The organism is Gordonia polyisoprenivorans NBRC 16320 = JCM 10675, from assembly GCF_000241325.1.
GTDB lineage: Bacteria > Actinomycetota > Actinomycetes > Mycobacteriales > Mycobacteriaceae > Gordonia > Gordonia polyisoprenivorans.
Genome location: NZ_BAEI01000023.1, coordinates 1 through 17848 on the forward strand (window position 1 = coordinate 1; position 17848 = coordinate 17848).

The 17848-nt window shown below is 64.8% G+C and carries 20 protein-coding genes and 1 pseudogene; 16 read left to right on the forward strand and 5 right to left on the reverse strand.

Annotation, left to right across the window (positions count from 1 at the left end; all coding sequences use genetic code 11):
* Positions 1-561 (forward strand): hypothetical protein (locus GOPIP_RS06005; RefSeq protein WP_244421115.1); only part of this gene is annotated, 561 nt, incomplete at its 5' end.
* Positions 562-624: 63 nt separating this feature from the next.
* Here the strand turns inward: GOPIP_RS06005 and GOPIP_RS06010 are convergent.
* Positions 625-2265 (reverse strand): alkaline phosphatase D family protein, encoded by a 1641-nt coding sequence (locus GOPIP_RS06010; RefSeq protein WP_006368682.1) that lies wholly within the window; start codon positions 2263-2265, stop codon positions 625-627.
* 124 nt (positions 2266-2389) lie between these two features.
* On the opposite strand from GOPIP_RS06010, the gene GOPIP_RS06015 reads away from it, so the two are divergent.
* On the forward strand, positions 2390-2818 hold the full coding sequence (locus GOPIP_RS06015; RefSeq protein WP_014362233.1) for a type II toxin-antitoxin system Rv0910 family toxin: 429 nt from the start codon (positions 2390-2392) through the stop codon (positions 2816-2818).
* Positions 2819-2939: 121 nt separating this feature from the next.
* Positions 2940-4289, forward strand: a complete 1350-nt coding sequence (gdhA, locus tag GOPIP_RS06020; RefSeq protein ID WP_006368684.1) for an NADP-specific glutamate dehydrogenase — start codon at positions 2940-2942, stop codon at positions 4287-4289.
* A 60-nt stretch (positions 4290-4349) separates the two neighbouring features.
* Here gdhA and GOPIP_RS06025 read toward each other — a convergent pair whose 3' ends face one another.
* From GOPIP_RS06025 to GOPIP_RS06035, 3 genes are all read right to left on the reverse strand, one after another.
* Positions 4350-5447 carry a helix-turn-helix domain-containing protein gene (locus GOPIP_RS06025; protein ID WP_231386662.1) on the reverse strand — a complete coding sequence of 366 codons (1098 nt, stop codon included), beginning with the start codon at positions 5445-5447 and terminating at the stop codon, positions 4350-4352.
* Between the two features lie 9 nt (positions 5448-5456).
* Positions 5457-6428 carry an alpha/beta hydrolase gene (locus GOPIP_RS06030; protein ID WP_006368686.1) on the reverse strand — a complete coding sequence of 324 codons (972 nt, stop codon included), beginning with the start codon at positions 6426-6428 and terminating at the stop codon, positions 5457-5459.
* A 170-nt stretch (positions 6429-6598) separates the two neighbouring features.
* A complete protein-coding gene (locus GOPIP_RS06035; RefSeq protein WP_006368687.1) occupies positions 6599-7360 on the reverse strand; it encodes an alpha/beta fold hydrolase in 762 nt (253 codons plus the stop codon).
* 114 nt (positions 7361-7474) lie between these two features.
* On the opposite strand from GOPIP_RS06035, the gene GOPIP_RS06040 reads away from it, so the two are divergent.
* Positions 7475-8086 (forward strand): class I SAM-dependent methyltransferase, encoded by a 612-nt coding sequence (locus tag GOPIP_RS06040; protein ID WP_006368688.1) that lies wholly within the window; start codon positions 7475-7477, stop codon positions 8084-8086.
* Positions 8087-8125: 39 nt separating this feature from the next.
* On the opposite strand, the gene GOPIP_RS06045 is transcribed toward GOPIP_RS06040, so the two are convergent.
* On the reverse strand, positions 8126-9064 hold the full coding sequence (locus GOPIP_RS06045; protein WP_006368689.1) for an aldo/keto reductase: 939 nt from the start codon (positions 9062-9064) through the stop codon (positions 8126-8128).
* An 83-nt stretch (positions 9065-9147) separates the two neighbouring features.
* Between GOPIP_RS06045 and GOPIP_RS06050 the strand changes: the two genes are divergently transcribed.
* The 12 genes and pseudogenes from GOPIP_RS06050 to GOPIP_RS06100 all read left to right on the forward strand — a co-directional run bounded on the left by GOPIP_RS06050 (position 9148) and on the right by GOPIP_RS06100 (position 17763).
* The gene (locus tag GOPIP_RS06050) at positions 9148-9732 is read left to right on the forward strand and encodes a TetR/AcrR family transcriptional regulator (protein WP_210739670.1); all 585 of its coding nucleotides are present in this window, start codon (positions 9148-9150) and stop codon (positions 9730-9732) included.
* A gap of 117 nt (positions 9733-9849) precedes the next feature.
* Positions 9850-10251 (forward strand): HAD family hydrolase, encoded by a 402-nt coding sequence (locus GOPIP_RS29375; RefSeq protein ID WP_240523935.1) that lies wholly within the window; start codon positions 9850-9852, stop codon positions 10249-10251.
* Between the two features lie 55 nt (positions 10252-10306).
* Positions 10307-10531: pseudogene (locus GOPIP_RS29380) on the forward strand (HAD hydrolase-like protein); the annotation flags it as partial.
* Positions 10532-10664: 133 nt separating this feature from the next.
* On the forward strand, positions 10665-11933 hold the full coding sequence (locus GOPIP_RS06060) for an APC family permease (RefSeq protein WP_006368693.1): 1269 nt from the start codon (positions 10665-10667) through the stop codon (positions 11931-11933).
* 46 nt (positions 11934-11979) lie between these two features.
* Positions 11980-12771, forward strand: coding sequence for an ABC transporter permease (locus GOPIP_RS06065; protein ID WP_006368694.1), 792 nt, complete (start codon positions 11980-11982; stop codon positions 12769-12771).
* Positions 12772-12868: 97 nt separating this feature from the next.
* Positions 12869-13048: a hypothetical protein gene (locus GOPIP_RS06070; protein WP_014362243.1), complete on the forward strand. Its 180-nt coding sequence runs from the start codon at positions 12869-12871 to the stop codon at positions 13046-13048.
* 139 nt (positions 13049-13187) lie between these two features.
* Entirely contained in the window at positions 13188-13529 is a 342-nt protein-coding gene (locus GOPIP_RS06075; protein WP_006368696.1) for a type II toxin-antitoxin system VapC family toxin, read from the forward strand.
* A 156-nt stretch (positions 13530-13685) separates the two neighbouring features.
* Entirely contained in the window at positions 13686-13895 is a 210-nt protein-coding gene (locus GOPIP_RS06080; RefSeq protein WP_026920098.1) for an antitoxin MazE-like protein, read from the forward strand.
* On the forward strand, positions 13892-14224 hold the full coding sequence (locus GOPIP_RS06085) for a type II toxin-antitoxin system PemK/MazF family toxin (RefSeq protein ID WP_006368698.1): 333 nt from the start codon (positions 13892-13894) through the stop codon (positions 14222-14224). Before GOPIP_RS06080 ends, GOPIP_RS06085 begins: the two co-directional genes overlap by 4 nt.
* Before the next feature lie 548 nt (positions 14225-14772).
* Complete coding sequence (locus GOPIP_RS06090) at positions 14773-15924, forward strand: tyrosine-type recombinase/integrase (RefSeq protein ID WP_006368699.1); 1152 nt, start codon at positions 14773-14775, stop codon at positions 15922-15924.
* Complete coding sequence (locus tag GOPIP_RS06095) at positions 15921-16286, forward strand: helix-turn-helix domain-containing protein (RefSeq protein WP_006368700.1); 366 nt, start codon at positions 15921-15923, stop codon at positions 16284-16286. Before GOPIP_RS06090 ends, GOPIP_RS06095 begins: the two co-directional genes overlap by 4 nt.
* Positions 16287-16302: 16 nt before the next feature.
* Entirely contained in the window at positions 16303-17763 is a 1461-nt protein-coding gene (locus GOPIP_RS06100) for a hypothetical protein (protein WP_006368701.1), read from the forward strand.
* Positions 17764-17848: the final 85 nt, after the last annotated feature.

The window sequence follows — 17848 nt, forward strand, 5'->3', positions numbered from 1 at the left end:
TTGTTGTGGCAGCGTCGATGTGGATTGATCGTCCACATCGAGGAAGTCATGAAACGTTTACTGATCACCGTCGGATCCGTCGCTGCGCTCACCTGTCTGGCGGCAGGTACCGCCGCCGCCGTCACGCCTGCCGGGGTGGTGTCCCAGGCCGTCGACGTCGGCAACGGCGGCATCGCGATCGCCCGGGGGTCGACGATGCTGCACACCGATGATTTCGGCGAATACGGGTGCGAGGACTTCGTCGACGCCGCCTACGGACAAACCACCGCCAACGCCATCCCGCACAACGGGGCGATCGCCTTCTACGATCAGCTGGCCGCTCGCGGGCAGGGCCACAGCACGCTGCCCGCCCCACCCGGGGCTCTGGTCTTCTCCGAGGGTTCCGACGGCGGCCACGTCGACATCTCCATGGGCGACGGGCACTACCTCAGTGGCGGCGTGCAGGGATTCGCCCCCGGCTGGGGCGACGGCACCGACATCCAGATCCTGCCGAGCGCCAATCTCGGCTCCTGGCAGCTGGTGGGGTGGGCCTACGCCCCGTGGAGTGCGATCGGGGACTGACCCACGCGCTGCAAAGCAAGACGGTCCCGGGGAAGCGGCCGTCCGGGTCAGTCGGTCCGGCGTTCAGCCGGTCAGGCGCAGGACGGCGACGTCGGAAAGCGTTCCGTCGCCATCGGGTTGGGAGAAGGTGACGGTCGCGGTCCGGCCACCGGTGGTCAACGTCGCGATCGTATTACCGAACAACGGACCGCATTCGTCGCTCCAACGCAGCGGCGGCTCGGGCACTCCTAGTCGTCGCGCCCAGGTGCGGGTGACGCGTGCGAACCCGCGCGACCAACCGAACCGGAACACCGGACGCACGTATGCCGGAACATGATTGTGGACCGGTGAGCACACGAGCTGATACACCGGCGTCGCCTCGGCGGTGCAGTTGTCGGCGACCGGCACCTCGGCGCGCGCGGCGTAGCTGTGGTGCACATCGCCGGAGAGCACCGTGATCGATGCCAGTCGTCTGTCGCGAGCAAGTCCGGTGATCAGGGCGCTGAGGGTGACGAAGGACTCGAAGAACGCCGGCCAGTGCTCGAAATCGGCGGCCTGCCGGATCTTTTCGCCGAGCCGACCCCGAAGTCCCGGCCGGGCGGCGAGCGCCTCGTCGATGGACTGCAGATCGGCTACCGCCGGTGGCAGCAACCACGGCAGCGACGATCCCAGGATGAGGTGGTCGATCTCGCAGATGTCGTCGGTGGCTTGATCGGAGAGCCATGCGAATTCTCTGTCGCTGAGCATCTTTCGGGTGTCGCCGGTCAGAACTCGGCCGTTACGTGAATCGATCATGATCAGGCGGTTGCGACCGAGATCCCAGCGATAGCTGAAGCGCAGGCCCTTGTCCTCGGCGGTGTCGGCGTCGGCGCGGTCGGCGAGATCGACGAGCAGCGGCCAGATATCGGTGTCGGAGTTGACGATTCGCCGGCAGTCCGGGTCGGCGTCGAGTTCGGTGGGGGAGAGGTTACCCAGATGCTGGTACACCCAGTACGCGGCGAGGCCCGAACGGATGCGATCGCGCCACCACGGAAGCTCGTTCATCTGCGCCCGCCACGTGGCCGAGGTGTTCCAGTCGTCGCGGATGTCGTGATCGTCGAAGATCATCGCGGTGGGTACGGTCGAGAGAATCCAACGGATCTCCGGGTCGCCCCAGGTGTGCCGGTACAGGCCCTCGTATTCGGAGTAGCTGACCACCTCGTCTGCGGGTCGTTTGTTGGGCACCGATCCCTGACGCCGGCCCGCGAGGTGCGCGCGTGCCTGTGGGGTCAGTTCGTCGGCATAGACCTGGTCGCCGAGGAGGATCAGCACGTCGGGCCACTCCGGGGTGGGCCGGGTGGCCATCGCGGTGGCATAGGCGTCGAGGGCGTCGACACCGAGTTTGTCGTCGAGGTCGGCGACACCGGTCCGCGGATAGCGGCAGGATCCGAAGATCACCCGGAGCCGATCAGCCGTGTTGGGGCCGCGGGTCCGAATGACGCTGGGCGGAAACGCCGATCCGGGGTCGGGCCACACCGTGGCGCCGTCCTGGGTGACCTCGTAGGCGACGGTGGCGTCGGGGGTCAGGCCGGTCACGCGGACGAGCGCGTAATGAAAGCCCGCGACCTCGAAGGTCGATGCGCGGCAACCCAGGACCTCGACCTCGGCGGGACGATCGGTCTGCATCCACACCGACGCCGTCGTTGCGTCGACATGCCGCAGGATCGGGCCGAGGAGCAATGCCATCGCACCAGGCTACGTGTCCGGCTTGTCCGGTGTCGGGGTGTCCTCGATGCGTCGCGTCGATGTTTGCCTGCTCGTCCCGGTGGGTATGGTCGCCTCGGAGTTGATGTGACGACGAAGGGTGTTCATGGCAGACGTCGACGTGGAGATCGACTCGGATCTGGCCCCGCAGGCCGCATGGGACCTGGCCTCGGACCTCTCCCGATTTCCTGAGTGGATGACGATCTTCGGGGGTTGGCGCAGTGACGTACCCACCGACATCGGCGAAGGCACCGAGGTGTCGTCGGTGATCCGGGTCAAGGGATTTCGCAACATCATTCACTGGCAGGTGACCGATTACGATGCACCGCGTGTCATCGCTTTGCGGGGTCACGGGCGCGGCGGGGTGCGGATCACCTTGACGATGACCGTCTCCGGCAGCGCCGACGGTTCGCGGTTCGCGCTGAATGCCGAGTTGGCCGGGGGCGTGCTCGGCGGACCGATCGGCCGGTTCGTCGCCAAGATCGTCGAGTCCGATGTGAAGAAGTCGATCGAGAATCTCGCCACCCTCGTGTGAGGGAAGGTCGAGTCGATCGTGCCCGAAATGGGCGCTATATCTGTCTACCGATAGGCTCGGCGCGAGACGTCCGGTGTCCCCGGATCGTCGTGGTTCGACGCGTCGGCGGAAGGTGGCAGAGATGGCAAGGCTCGAGGAGAAGGTGCAGGACCTCTACGACGAGGTCGTCGCGCGAAATCCCGGCGAAGCCGAGTTCCATCAAGCGGTCCGCGAGGTGTTCGACAGCCTCGGACCGGTACTGGCCGCGCATCCCCACTACGCCGACGCCGGGATCATCGAGCGACTGTGCGAGCCCGAACGCCAGATCATCTTTCGCGTGCCGTGGGTCGACGACGCCGGACGCGTGCGGATCAATCGCGGTTTCCGCGTCGAGTTCAACTCCGCTCTCGGACCGTTCAAGGGCGGGTTGCGATTCCATCCGAGTGTCTATCTCGGGGTGGTGAAGTTCCTCGGGTTCGAGCAGATCTTCAAGAACGCGTTGACAGGGCTGCCCATCGGCGGGGGCAAGGGTGGCGCCGACTTCGATCCGAAGGGCCGGTCGGACGGAGAGGTGATGCGCTTCTGCCAGTCCTTCATGACCGAGCTGTATCGCCACATCGGTGAGTACACCGATGTCCCGGCCGGCGACATCGGGGTCGGCGGCCGCGAGATCGGGTATCTCTTCGGGCAATACAAGCGCATCACCAACCGATACGAATCCGGGGTGCTCACCGGCAAGGGACTGACGTGGGGTGGCTCGCAGGTTCGTCCCGAGGCCACCGGTTACGGCGTGGTGTTCTTCGTTGCGGAGATGCTCGCCGCGCGCGGAGAGGATCTCGAGGGCCGTCGGATCGTCGTGTCGGGATCGGGCAACGTCGCCCAATACGCGATCGAAAAGGTGCACCAACTCGGCGGACGTGTGGTGGCGTGCTCGGATTCCGGTGGTTACGTGGTGGACGAGGCCGGCATCGATCTCGAACTCCTCCGCGAGGTCAAGAACGTGCGCCGGGCGCGAATTGCCGACTACGCTCGGACACGGGGCGTAACAGCACATTTCGTCGCCGGGCGGTCCATCTGGGAGGTGCCCACCGACATTGCGATGCCCTGCGCGACACAGAACGAACTCGACGCCACCGACGCGGAGTCCTTGATCGGCAACGGATGCCGGGTCGTCGCCGAAGGCGCCAACATGCCGGCCACCCCGGAGGCGATCAAAGCCCTCTCCAAGGCCGGTGTGATGTTTGCCCCCGGAAAGGCCGCCAACGCCGGTGGCGTGGCGACCAGTGCTCTGGAGATGCAGCAGAACGCGTCTCGGGACTCCTGGAGTTTCGAATACACCGAAAGCAGGTTGTCGGAGATCATGAGCGGCATCCACCAGACGTGTGTGCGGACAGCCGACGAATACGGGGTTCCGGGGGATTACGTCCTCGGCGCCAACATCGCCGGCTTCACCCACGTCGCCGATGCGATGCTGGCGCTCGGAGTGATCTGACGGGATTCGGCGCTGGGTCTGAGAACCTGGGCGGATCCCGGGGCGTGTCGGATGTGGTACTCAGGGGGTCGGCGGCTCGGCGTCGCGGCGTAGGTCGTCCACGAGCAGCATCGCCGTTGCCCGAGCACGGTTCTCGATTGCGGTGACGTCGAAGTGCACGGCGGCGGACAGTGATTTCAGGCGTGTCGCGATGCTGCTGTGGTGCATGTGCATCTGCTCTGCGGTGTCTCTGAGCGTGCCGACCTGGAGGTAGACACGCAGCGTGTCCAACAGGTCCGCGCCGTTCTTGCTCTGGCGCACGTAGTCGCACCGCGCGACGTCCGGAATGGCCGACAGCGATTCCGGAGCGACGGTCAGCAACAGGTTCAGGGCGCCGATTTCGTCGGCGCAGAACACCATATTCGTTGTGCCGCAGTGCTTTTGCGCCAGCCGGGCAGTGCCGACCCAGCGATGGAGGGTGGCGGCGTCGGATTCCAGCGATGCCCCGCATGCGACGGTCCGCGCCGCGGGGTCGGCCGACAGAGCCGCCACGGTCTCGTCGAGGTCGGTGACGACCACGAGATGATCGCGATCGGTGGCGACGGCGGTCAGCCGCCCGGGTGAGAGTTGCCGGGCGAGTCGCTGGGCCACGTGCGCGACGTGGTCGGACTGATCGGTCGGATCGGCCAGGCTCACGACGCGCGCACGAAGGGTCGGGTCGACGTCGAGCGCACTGCAGGCATCGAGCGCGGTGGCGGCCCCGTCGGCGTTCAGCAAAGCGGCGGACTGCTCGAGGTCGGACTGCGCGCGGTGTGGCCGGATGATCGCCGCTGCCGTCAGCGCCAAGCGGTCGACGAGCATCTCATCGAGCGGTAGGGCGGTACCCGGACGTTCGATCCACACCGTCCCGATGCAGTGGTCGTCGAGCACGATGTCGCGGGAGGTTGTTGCCGCCGACGCCTCCAACGGACGCCGCCATTCGCCCCGCGGTGTGCATCGCCGGGTGACGAGTCCATTGGCCCTGATACCGACGACGCAATCGGCGAGCACCGCACTGGCGCGCAGGAGTTCGGTGACGTCGGCGCCGTGACGCAGGAGTGCGTCGAAGTAGTCGATGATCCGTACCATCCCCGCCGAGTCGGCGTCGAGCTCGGCGAGGCGGTACATCAGACCTTGCACACAACCACGCTACGAGACCGGTGAACTCACCCGCAAGGCTCGTGCCAGCGCGCCCATCAGCTCCGCGGTCTGACGGCGGCTGACCTCGGCGGCGTCGATGAGCGACGAGCCGTGGAATGTCCCGGGGAACGAATGCAATTCGACGCTGACCCCGGCGTGCAGCAGCGCGACGGCGTAGGCGATGCCCTCGTCTCGAAGAGGATCGAGTTCCATCGTGGAGACGTAGGTGCGCGGCAGGCCCGACAGGTCGGTGGCGCGTGACGGAGCGGCGTAGCTCGACACCGACGCATCGGACGGGCCCGAGTAGTCGGGACCGAGGTAGTACTGCCACGACAGAATCGCGTTCGGGCGATGCCACATCGGGGTGTCGGTGAACTCGGTCATCGAGGTCGTGGCCAACCGATCGTCGAGTTCGGGGATGTCGAGCAGCTGAAACACCACCGGTACCTCGCCCCGGTCGCGGGCCATCAGAACGGTACCCGCCGCCAGTCCGCCGCCGGCGCTCTGCCCGCCGACCGCGATCAGCGACGGGTCGACGCCCAGTTCCGCGGCGTGGGCGTGCACATGGGCGAGCGCGGCGTAGCAGTCGTTGACGGGCCCGGGGAAGGGCGTCTCCGGGGCGAGGCGGTACTCGACATTGGCGACGGCGATGCCCAACTCGCGAGCGATCGCCACGCACAGTGGATCGCTGGACTCGGCGGTGCCCACAGCGAAACCGCCACCATGAATCCACACCAGTGTCGGCAGGGCTCGGGCGGCGCCGGCCGGAGTGAAGAACCGGATCGGCACCTCCGGGTCGCCGTCGAGGCCGGGTGCGGACAGGAGCTTCATCTCGACGCCGGTTCGGTCGAGACCGTCCAGCATGGTTTGCACCAGGGCGTTGAAGCCCGTTCGGGCGCCCTCGAGATCGTCGAAGCCCAGCTGGGGGAGCATGGTCACCGCTGCTGCGAGTTCTGGGTCCAGATTCTTGAGGTCGGCCATGACGTCACCTTTCCTTGCGGTCAATCGGTGACGCCAGTCTCGTCCGCGTTGTGGTGTGCGTCACCCGACACGTGTCGGGAATTCGGAGTCGCCCATCCGACGCGGCGGCTCCGAGGGTCCCGGTGTGTAACCCGACTGTGGGGAGGGGACTGTCGTGGGCTGCGGGCGGGTCAGTCGTCTTCGTCGAGGAAACGGCGGATCAGGTCGACACACGCGCGGGTGAGCACCGCGTCGGGTTCTCCGGTCTCCACCGATCCGAGGAAGTCGCCGTGCGCCGCGGGCAGTATCAGCGCCCGGCCGCGGGCCACAGCCGAGGCCATCCACAGGGTGTGCTCGGGAAGGGCGACGTCGTGGTCGCCACTGACGAACAGAACCGGTGCCTCGAGTGCCGACAGCTCCGCGTCGGTCCAGTCCCGGAACTCGCGCATCACCGCGACGTCGAGGTCGAACATCCGTCGGAGATCGTCGGGATCGGGATTGATCGCCCGATACGCGTCGGCGAGCGCGGCAGGCATGGAGTCGATTGCGGGGGCGTCGAAGTTGTCCCAGAATCCGGGGATCATTCCGTCGCGTCGCACGAATCCCGACGCGACCACACATCGTCCTGTCAGTGCCGGGTGTCGCTGGGCGAAGCGCAACACGGTCGGCCCACCATTGCTGAATCCCAGGATGTCGACGCGCGGGATGTCGAGGTCACCGAGGAGTGCGGCGATGTCGTCGGCGGAATTCTCGAACGTGTAGGGGCGATCGGCATGCGGGGTGTGGCCATGACCCTGGAGCTCGACGCCGATGACGAGCCGATCGGCGGCCAGTGCGGGGGTCACGTACTCCCAGTTGGTCGCTATCGAGCCCGCGCCACCGTGGATGAGGACGAGCGGTGGCCGTGGCCCACCGCGGTTGCCGTGCTTCTCGTAATACAGTGCCAACGGCATCGTGGTCCTCCGGACGTTGTTGTGGATGTGATGCCGGTACTGACTCGGCCGGGCCGCGCAATTCATCGTCGCCGATGTGGCGATTGCGGACGTGGCGATTGCTACCGTCGAGATGTGTCGCGTACCGATCCGGCCCGCCGAAGGTGGAATCACAACATCCACTATCACCAGGTGATCCTGGGTGCGATTCCCGCGGATGCCCGATCAGCACTCGACGTGGGAACCGGTGACGGGCTCCTGGCCGTCGACCTGTCCGCTCGCCTCGACGACGTGTCGGCGATCGACGCCGATGCCGCAGTGCTGAATCGGGCACGAGGCGAAGCCGAGGGGGTCGAGTGGATGTGCGGCGACGTGATGACCCACCCGTTCGGGCGGACCTTCGATGTCGTCGCGTCGGTCGCAACGGTGCACCATCTACCCGATCTCCGAGCGGGTCTGCAGCGGCTGGCGGACCTCACCGCGCCCGGTGGTGTCGTCGCTGTCGTCGGTCTGGCTCACTCCTCACGGCCCACCGACTATGCACTCCACCTGGTCGGCATACTCCAACATCGGTGGCTGTCGCGGCGTCGCGGCTATTGGGAGCACTCCGCACCCATCGTGTGGCCCCCACCGCACTCCTATTCCGAGGTGCGTCGATGTGCGCGAGAACAGTTGCCGGGAGCGCGTTTTCGGAGACTGGCGATGTTCCGCTATGCACTGATCTGGCAGAAGCCGAGCGCCGGGTAGCCGGGGACGTGGGACCAGGAACTGCCGAACGTTCGTTGCTCAGTGTGCCTGGGCCGGCCATTGCGGCGCGTCGATGGGGGCCGTCGTGGTTGCGGCGCCCAGCCCGTCGAGAGTGGTGATGGATTCTGGACTCAAGGTGATGTCACTGACAGCGAGGTTGGCGTCGAGGTGTCTGATGTCGGATGTTCCGGGGATCAGCAGGGTGTTCGGCGAGTGGGCCAGTAGCCACGCCAGGCCGACCTGGGCGGGGGTGACATCGAGATCTCGGGCGATGTCGATGACGACGGGATTCTCGCCCACCTTCGGGATGCCGGGGAATGCGGAACCGAGTGGAAAGTAGGGAACCCACGCCATCTCGTGCTCGAGGCACAGGTCGAGGAGACTCTCGAAACGCCGATCGAGGACGCTGTAAGGGTTTTGGACACAGGCGATTCCGGCTGGCAGGAGGTGACGCACCGTTTCGATGCGTACTGCACTGATACCGATCTCACCGATCTTGCCCTCGTCGCGCATCGCGACCATCTCGGCCATCTGATCGTCGACGTCGACGATCTGCTCGCCGGTCGCGGCGAGCCCCGGGCCGATCTCCAGTCGTCGGAGATTGACCAAGGGGAGGCGTTCGCGCCCGAGTGCACGCAGGTTGTCCTCGACTGCGGCGCGCAACTCGGCCGGACGCTGCGCAGGTCGCATGGGATGAGCACCGCCGGGATTGGTGGCTGCGCCGACCTTCGAGGCGATGACGACGTCGCTGTCGGCGTCGATGGCTCGGGCGATCACGGAATTCACGAAACCGTCTCCGTAAAACTGCGCGGTGTCTATGTGGTCGACGCCGTGATCGATGGCATGGCGGAGAACTCTGATCGCAACCTCGGGGTCTTGTCGATGGCGATCGAGTTGCATTGCGCCGTAACCGATGCGGGCGACCCGGTGGCCGGCCAGCGTCGCCGAACCGCCGGGGGTGGATGCGAGCTCGCTCATGTTGGCTCCTTGGTGTGGAATACTCGAGGCAAGTGGAGGAACCTCCGCTTACCTGAAGTGTACACAACCGGAGGACCCTCCACTTGATCGTCGATCGTTCACGCGGAACTGCGGCAAAGCCGCGGGCTGATGCCGTGCGCAACCGGGCCAAGTTGATCGAGACGGCTCGTGATGCGTTCACCGCCGGTGAAGGTGACATCACCTTTGATGCACTGGCCCGTCGAGCCGGGGTCGGGGTGGGCACGCTGTATCGCAACTTCGCGACACGACAAGCACTCGTCGAGGCGGTCTACCGGTCCGAACTCGACGACGTCGTCCACTACGCGGACGGCCTGTTGGAGAAGCACTCCGCCGACGAGACGTTGCGGCATTGGCTGGATCGTTACGCCACCTTCGTTGCCACCAAACACGGTATGGCCGAAGCCTTTACGCAAGCGATCGCGTCAGGTGCGGTGGTGGCGGGGGATACGCGCGAACGTATCGGCGAGACGCTCGAACGCATACTTGCTGCGGGCGCGGAAGATGGGACCCTGCGGACCGACGTGCGCGCCGATGACGCCGTCGTCGCGCTACTCGGGGTGTTCCTCGGCCTGACCCGCAGCCGTGACGACGCGCAGCGGCGACGCGTGCTCGACCTCTACGTCGACGCGCTGCGGCGGCGGGGCTGACGTACGACGCGTGATGTGCCGGCGAATCGCTGCGTCGTCATCCACCGGGAGGCCGGCAGTTACCGCGCCTGGATTCGTCTCCGACACGCCCAGTGGGGGACGGTAGGCTGCTCAGCGATGTCTGAACTCGGAGTGATCACGACTGTCGTCATCGATGTGCTCGGCACTCTTGTCGACGAGCCCGGGGGATTGACAACCGCGATCGCCGAGGCTGCGGGCGACGAGCAGGATGTTGCCGAGTTGCTGGCCGTGTGGCAGGGACATATAGAGCAACAGCAGCAACGAATTCTCCGCGGGCTCCGCGACTACGCCAACAGTGACCAACTCGATGCCGAGGCGGCCGGTCTGGTGATGGATCGCGCCGACATCACTGATCCCGCACGACGTGACCACCTCGCCGCCGCGACTCGACGTCTTCGTCCGTGGGCAGATGCTCCGGCCGGAGTCGACCGACTGGCGCAGCACGTCACTGTGTTCGCACTGTCGAATTCCAGCGTCGCGACGCTGAGAACTAGGTGACCATGCCGAACTCCGTTGGCATCGAGCACTTTCCGCAGAAGAGGTACGTACGTACAAGCCGTCGCCCGAGGTGTATCGCCTGGCGATCGAGACCGCGGGCACACCCCCGAACCACATGTTGATGGTCGCTGCCCACGCGTGGGATCTCCGCGCGGCCCAGGCGGCCGGCATGCGAGCCGCGTATGTTCACCGCCCCGTCGGAGATCCGCCGTCTCACACCGACAGGTTCGATGGATACTTCGACGGGCTGGACGAGCTCGCGACGGCGCTACGGGGTTAGCTGCTACGAAGTAGCTGCTACAGAGATTGCCGTATCGGTGGCGATTGGCTCTTCATCTGGAGTTCACCATTGCGACAAGGGCTCGTTCGCCCTGTAGACGATTCTGTGATCCTGACGAACTCGAGGAGCCGGTATGACTTCGGAGAACCCGCATTTCGAGGACTCGGGTCCCCGGCTGCGCCGGCGCCTCGGTCTGTTCGACGCGGTGATGATCGGCTTGGGATCGATGATCGGCGCGGGAGTGTTCGTCGGGATGGGGCCCGCCGCGGCGGCTGCGGGCTCGGGGCTGCTGATCGGTCTGGCGATCGCGGCAATCGTGGCGTACTGCAACGCGACGTCGTCGGCCCGCCTCGCCGCTCGGTATCCGTCGGCGGGCGGTACGTACGTCTACGGCAGGCACCGTCTCGGACCCTTCTGGGGTTACCTGGCCGGCTGGTCCTTCGTCGTTGGTAAGACCGCATCGTGCGCGGCGATCGCGTTGACCGTCGGCAGCTATCTCTGGCCCAGCCATATGCACGGAGTGGCCGTCGCAGCCGTGGTCGCGATCACCGCAGTCAATTATCGCGGTATACAGAAATCAGCTCTTCTCACCAGGGTCATCGTCGCGGTGGTACTCGCCGTGCTGGCCGCGGCGGTGGTCAGCGTCGCAGCGTCGTCGTCGGCAGACCCGGCCCGCCTTGCCCTTGGCGGAGATGTCTCTGTCGGAGGGGTACTGCAAGCTGCCGGGCTGTTGTTTTTCGCGTTCGCAGGGTACGCCCGCATCGCCACCTTGGGGGAGGAGGTTCGAGACCCGGCACGCGTTATCCCCCTGGCCATTCCGATCGCCCTCGGTATCAGTTTGATCGTCTATGCGGCGGTGGCAGTGGCCGCACTCGCGGCTCTCGGCCCAGCGGGGCTGGCGTCGGCGACGGCTCCGCTTGTCGACGCCGTTCGTTCGGTCGGCGCGGACTGGCTGGTTTCGGTGGTGCGGTTCGGAGCTGCGATCGCAGCGCTCGGTTCGCTTGCTGCGCTTCTCCTGGGCGTCTCGCGCACCGCGTTGGCCATGGCACGTGACCGTCACCTGCCGAGCGTTTTCGCCGCAATTCATGACCGATTCGGTGTCCCGCATCGTGCCGAGGTGGCCGTGGCCGTCGTGGTTGCCGTCGTTGCGGGATTCGCGGATGTGCGTGACGCGATTGGCTTTTCGTCGTTCGGTGTTCTGATCTACTACCTGATCGCGAATGCCGCGGCATGGACACTCTCGCCGGACGAGGGGCGTCCGCCGCGGGTGATCCCCATGGTGGGCGCAATTGGTGCGCTTGTGCTGGCGGTGTGTTTGCCTGTCGCGTCGGTGGTGTCCGGTGCGGCCGTCCTGATGGGCGGCACGATCGTCTACGTCGTCAGCGCCCGGCGTCGAGCTTGAGTCTGAGTCGATCCGGCGGCGCCCACGTGCCCACCGGAGCCCGCCGATGCGGCAGGGCAATGATGAAGGTGTGAACGATATCGGCAATGCGGTGGTGCGGATCGGACCGGCGCTCGGGGTTGTGGTGGTTGTGCTGGTGGTTGCCGCAGCACTGGTCAACTACCTCGGCGCAACCGGACACACGCGGCAGGTGGTGATCGCGGCCATTCGGGCAGCCGGACAGCTGGCCGCCCTCGCCGCTGTCCTCGCCGTTGTGATCGGCACGCTGTGGGCCTCGACGCTGTTCGTGGCAGTCATGGCGACGGTGGCCGCGGCGACATCGGCCGGCCGGATCGTCGGTCGTCGTACGCCGATCCGGGCCGGCGTCGGAAACACGCTGTGGTGTTTGCTGCCGGTTGCGGTGCCCACGATCGTCGTGGTGGCCGGCATCGTCGCGCTCGGGGTGCTCCCGGCCACCGGTCTGGCGATCATCCCGACCGCCGGAATCATGTTCGGTGGTGCCATGAACACCACGTCGTTGGCGGGCCGTCGCGCTCACGACGAACTCACCACCCGGCGAGGCGAAGTCGATGCCGCCCTGTCATTGGGATTCGTGCCGCGTGAGGCCAGGATGGAGATCAGCCGCAGCGCCGCGGCGACCGCGCTGATCCCCGGCATCGACCAGACGCGCTCGGTCGGGCTGGTCACCATTCCGGGCGCGTTCGTCGGCATGGTCCTGGGCGGCGCGTCGGTCACCACCGCGGCGATCATGCAGTTGTTCGTGCTGATCTCGCTGCTTGCCGTAAGCGCAGTCGCAGTTGTCGTCACCACCGAACTCGTCGCTCGCGGCATCCTCTGATCGGACGGGCGTGATGTCTCCGAGGGCGACGATCTGGAGGTGGAGCGGATGATCCGTGCAGGTGTGGATCACAGCCGCTTCGGGTACAGAAGCAAACATGACCGAGAAGAAGACCGATCCACACACCGAAGATGTCGGCACCGGACCAGAGGGTGCGAAATCCGACGTACAGTCCGATCCAGCCGAAGGCGAATCGTCTGGTGACTGGTCGGGCGAAGGCGGGGCAACCGAGGATGGTCCCGCAACGGACAACGATCCCGCCACCGATAACGACTGACTCGGGCCGCGATCGTAGACGGGATTCAGGTGTCCGAGGCGCGCCTGTACGGGTCTCGCGCGGAAATGTCGTCCGAGCCTGCGAAATCCGTAGAGCAACTTCACGAGGCGGCCGATGCTGAATCCATTGCAGTCGTGGCTTGTTGCTCGACGACGGTCCGGACGGTCGCTGGGCGGTTGGGCAACTGTCCGGCACTCGCTTGCTCGCACCGCAACTGGTGATGTTTGAAGTAAGTAACATCATTCGCAGACAAGAAATGGCCGGAGTCGTCAGTGCCGATCAGGCGGTGCAGGCCCATGGTGATCTGCTCGACTTGTCGATCGAGCAGTGGCCGTACGAGCTTCTCGGTTCGCGGGTGTGGGAACTCCGCAGAAACTTGTCTGGATACGAAGCCAGTTATGTCGCGGTCGCTGAATTGGCAGGTGCACCGCTCGTCACGCTGGACCGTCGCATCGGTAGGGCGCCCGGGCCTGCGGTGTGAGGTGCAGTGTCCACGATGACGCGTCACGCGCGAATAGCGCTGCAACGAAGGGCCATTGGCGATGGCCTTCTGGCAAGCCTGCATACTCGATTCCTGTATAACCAGCTGGGGCTGCTCGCCCTGGCCAGGCCGGAGCGTTACATGTAACATCTGGGCATGGCAGTGAGGGACAGGGTCGGTGAGTACCGACGTCGGATGCGTGAGCGCGGAATGCGCCCGTTGCAGGTCTGGGTTCCTGACGTACGAACGCCAGAGTTTGCCGCGCAAGCCCACAGGCAATCGGTTCTCGTGGCAGAGGCAGACGCCGATGGGGATGAGCAGGATTTCGTCGAGGCTGTCGCCGCGCCTTGGGACGACGAGGCGTGATTCGCGGCGAAATCTGGACCGTTGCGGGTGGTGTGTATGCATCCAAGCCGCGGCCGGCCGTCATCGTGCAGGATGACCTGTTCGATTCAACTCTGTCGGTGGTAGTTGCTCCGATCACGAGCCAGCTCATCGATGCGCCCCTGTTGCGGATTCGTATCCCGGGTGATCGCGATTCGATCTCGGGCCACGAGCGGGACAGTGACGTGATGGTTGACAAGCTAACCGCGGTACGACGGTCGAATGTTCAGACGCGTGTCGGTCGTCTGACATCCGACCAACTCGTTGAAGTCGAGCGCTCGTTGATGGCGTTTCTGGGACTAGCGCGATGATTCGAGCCGTGGGAGTCGACGCCGACGACAGGCACCGATCGACGGTAGGCTTTTGAATAGTGTTGCGGGGCAGCGCAGTATCTAGTCGTCTAGTTGACATAATGTATCTTATCGGCACTTTTACCTATCGAGTTCGAAAACAGATGAATACTCGAGACGAGTGCTAAAACCCGCTGACCAGCAATCATTGTCCTCGCCGAACTGGCCGGAGGCGCCTTATGGCCGGGCTGCCGTAACGATGACGTGCAGACATGTTGAGATCATTCATCTAATGAATGGGATCTACGCGCCGATGCACCCGTACGCGGCGATTGGGTGTCCGTCCGGTTCCCGCACTTCAGCGCGTCTACTAGGTTCGATATTCGTCACAGTGACGTTTCTCACTGCGGTGTATTTACCTGTTGAACAGGTCATCTGGCGGTTCCTGCCGTTGGATCCGAGTGTGGTCGTCCGCCGGGACCGAGACGTGCCTTGGAAATGCCGTGGCCCGACGGGGGTATCCGCGCACGTCTATTCATTAGATGAATGCAAGCGTAGGATACGCGGTTATGAGCGGTGAGCATCCACTGCCAGGCAGTGCTCCGTTGCGTCTGATCTCGTCCGGCGCGGAGTTGCTCCGCCCTGACGAGCAAGTGTGGACGGAGATGCTCGAGGGGTGGAAATCCGCGTTGATGGCCCGAACGTTGAATGCCTCTACGATCCATGGGTACCTACGTGTGCTGAGCGATTTTCAGGATGTCGCCGGCGATTACCCCTGGCGGTGGATGCCGCAGGACGTCGACGACTACGTCACCACCCTGCACGCACGCAACGGCGGAACGGCCGCCAAGTCGACAGTCCGCGCCTACCTGATGGTGATCCGAGGATTCTGCAGCTTCCTCTGCGAGCCGGCGTATCGGTGGCCCGATCTGTGCGCGGAGGTCTTTGGCGAGTACCCGTCGCAGATCTGCTTTGCCTACAACTTGCCGGTTCATGTCTCTGACAACGAGGCAGAACCGCAGCGAAGAGCGTTCTCCCGCAGTGAAGTCCAGACTCTGTTCGATTTCTTCGACGACGAGGTCGAACGACTGTACGCGCAGAACAGCAAGGCATGGCTGACCACTCTGCGGGATTCCTGTATCGCCAAGGTCGCCTACGCCTACGGCCTGCGCCGTCAGGAGGTCTTGCGTCTACAGATCCACGACTTTGGCCCGAATCCACATGTGCCACAATATAAAGCGTATGGCGCCGTCTATGTTCGGTTTGGCAAAGGGTCACGAGGATCGGCACACAAGCGTCGCACCGTGTTGACGGTACCGCTGATGGACTGGGCCTCCGACGTCCTCGAGGCCTGGGCAGGTCCCCAGGGCTGTCGGCAACTGATGCGCCAGGCGGACGACTCGCCCTGGTTGTGGCCGTCAGAACGCGGTCAGCAACTGACCCTGAACTCTTACGCCACACGGTTCACCAACTATCGCCGACGTGCCGGACTATCAGATGGATTGTCGCTGCACGGATTTCGCCGCTCCTACGTCACTCACCTGATCGAAGATGGCTACGACCCGTTGTTCGTGCAACAGCAAGTGGGCCACGAGCATTCATCGACCACTGCGCTCTACACCCAAGTCAGTTCGGACTACCGGCAGAAAACCCTGCAGCGCATGATCCGGGAGCGCCTGGCTTCCGCAGACATCCCCTACGGCGAAAGCAGCCACGCATGAACGTTCAGAAGCGCGTCGATTTCCATTGGAACCTCCGAAAACTCATGGCCGAGCGTAACCTCTGGAAGTCAACAGAATTGGTCACCCTGCTGCGCAGCCGCGGGGTCACGTTGTCCCAACCCCAGGCCTACCGGTTGATGACGGGCAAACCGGAACGCATCAACAGCCGGGTGCTCGCCGCGCTCTGCGACATCCTCGACTGCTCCCCCGCCGAGTTGTTCGAGCCCGTGGTCGTCATGCAGGGACGAGCCACCGCATCGGCCCCCGACATCGTGCCCGCTGGGGACGCCAGGCCGAAGCGGGCTCCCGGGGTTCGTCGGGTCCGTGTGGTGGAGTCCGACGAGGGTCCAGACCATGCGTAGCGCACGGTGATGGTCGATGGCACGACCCAAGCCCGCACCTGAACCTGATCGCTACGAACCGTGCGAACGGTGCGGACAGGCCTACCTGACCGCGGCGTGGTGGCAAGACACCCCGATCTGCTGCTACTGCTACAACCAAGCCAAACGTGTTGTCGGACAATGTGTTGAGTGCGGTCATGTGGGTATCGTTCCGGGCCGTACACCGACCGGCCGATATCTGTGCCGTGGCTGTAGCGGGATCCGACTCAACGTCGACTGTGCCGAATGCGGTGCCGAGGCCGAACTCTACCGGCGCGGGCACTGCTGGCGATGCGAACTGGCCCACCAGGTAGACGAGCTGCTCACCCATCCGCAGACAGGCACCATCAACCCACACCTGATCGGCCTGGCCCAGGCGATCAAGCAGATGCCACGCCCGAACAGCGGTGTCACCTGGCTGCGCAGCCCAACAGTGCGCACCGTGCTCCGCCAGATAGCCGCCGCCGACGCTATCGATCAGCACCTGCTGGCCTCGCTGCCGGTAAACCGATCAGCCACACATATCCGCGCGCTGCTCGATGAGCACGGAATCGCCGGCGCCCGCCTCGACTACCGAACCCGATTCAGCGTCTGGGCCGACGACAAGCTCGCAACACTGACCAGTCCCGACAATCAGCTCGTGATGCGCAGCTACATACGGTGGCACCTGTCGCGGCGATTCGACGACACCTGCACCAACGGAACATTTCTCGCGGCCAAGCAAGGCGTCACCGTGGCAATCGATTTCCTCAACTTCCTCGATATTCTCGAGATCCCCATCGGCGACGTCGACCAATCCCAGGTCGACACATTCATCGCATCCGGTACCGAAACCAACCGACTCCTCACTCGATTTCTCCCCTGGGCAATCGCCACATACCAGTTGCCGCCGTTGAGGATAACGCCGCATCAGCGTGGTACCGCCCCGGCCAAGACCAACGCCGAGCAAGTCGAACAACTCACTCGCCTATTCTCCAACGAGGAGCTCACTCCGCGGGATCGACTTGCCGCTGCACTGGTCGTCGTGTTCGGGCAACCCACCCACAAAGTAGCGTCACTGCGATGGGATCAGATTTGGCGTGAGGAGCCGTGCACCATCACCCTCGGAACGCACCCGATCACCTTGGAGTCACCGCTCGAGCAGCTCGTCGCCGAAGTCGCCGCAGCAACCACCAACAGGCAAACCGCAGCACACACCGAATCGCCCTGGGTGTTCCCCGGCTATCAGCCCGGCAATCATCTCAACGAGAGCCACCTGCGACTGCGGCTCAAGGCTCTCGGATTTCCCTCCCTTGAAACGCGTTTGGGAACATGGCAGACCATCACACAGACATCGCCACCGCCCATACTCGCCGACGCGCTCGGCATACATCCGAATACCGCTCTCCAGCACGCACTCCGCGGCTCAAGTGAATTCGGCGCCTACGTTGCCGAGCGGGCACCAGAAGCGAACTCCTGATCGACAACCGTATTGACGGCCAAGTCCGCCGGAAATCGGGGGTCGTGATTGCGTTCCCTCCGACCGCAGTCGGAGGATACAAGGT